Genomic DNA, 862 nt, shown 5'->3' with positions numbered 1-862 from the left:
CAGGTCCAGCAGACCGGCGAGGGTGGCGAGCAGCATCACCGCGCCGCCGGCCACCGGGGCCGGGATGTGGACCACGGGGGCGAGGTAGTCGGCGGTGCCCATGGCGATCACCGGTGGCACGATCATCACCACCAGCAGGGACAGCACGAACACCAGCCAGCCCGCGAGCCGGCCCGCGAGGGTGGAGACCATGGCGTACTCGCCGCCCGCGCTGGGGATCAGCGTGCCCAGCTCCGAGTAGCAGAACGCCACCCCGATGCAGAGCAGCGAGCCGATCGCGATGGTGAGCGCGGTCCAGGTACCGAGGCTGGAGAAGAGATCGGGCACGACGACGAACAGGGTCGAGGCGGGCGTCACGCACGACAGCGTGAGCAGGGTCCCGCCGACGACGCCGATGGAGCGCTTGAGCTTCTGGGGGGTGGGCCCGGTGGCGGGGGCGAGCGCCTGGGGAGCGCTGATCGTTTCGGTCATCGGTGCGGCTATCCGATCGGCAGTCGTGAAGAAAAGGGGGTGCGGGAGCGGTATCGCCTCCGAGGCGGTGGTGGGTACTTCCGTTTGGTGTGGCTCCCGGGCCGTTATGGAAGCTCGACGACATCCGCAGGTCAAGAGCTGTCCACGTACGGATTCCATCGTGCGGCGCAACCGCGACACGCCGTTCCAGGTGTTAAGGGCGCGTAAACACCGGCCGGGCGCGGGGTGCGGGAACCGCACGGAGATCCGGATGAATTTCCTTCCGCTTTGCTCTGGGGCCGCCCCGGGGCGGGTCAGACCAGGGACGCCAGCAGCAGGGCGACGTCGTCCGGGCGGTCGCCCCCGCAGTCCGCCTCCGCCACCAGCCGGTCGGCGGTCTCCGCCAGCGGCA

The 862-nt window shown here is 70.2% G+C and carries 1 protein-coding gene; it reads right to left on the bottom strand.

The window, feature by feature from the left end:
• Positions 1–471 (bottom strand): amino acid permease (locus tag VR44_RS36280; RefSeq protein WP_045951919.1); only part of this gene is annotated, 471 nt, incomplete at its 3' end.
• Positions 472–862: the final 391 nt, after the last annotated feature.

The organism is Streptomyces katrae (assembly GCF_000966975.1).
Taxonomy (GTDB): Bacteria; Actinomycetota; Actinomycetes; order Streptomycetales; family Streptomycetaceae; genus Streptomyces; species Streptomyces katrae.
This window is presented reverse-complemented; position numbering and strand designations above follow the sequence as displayed.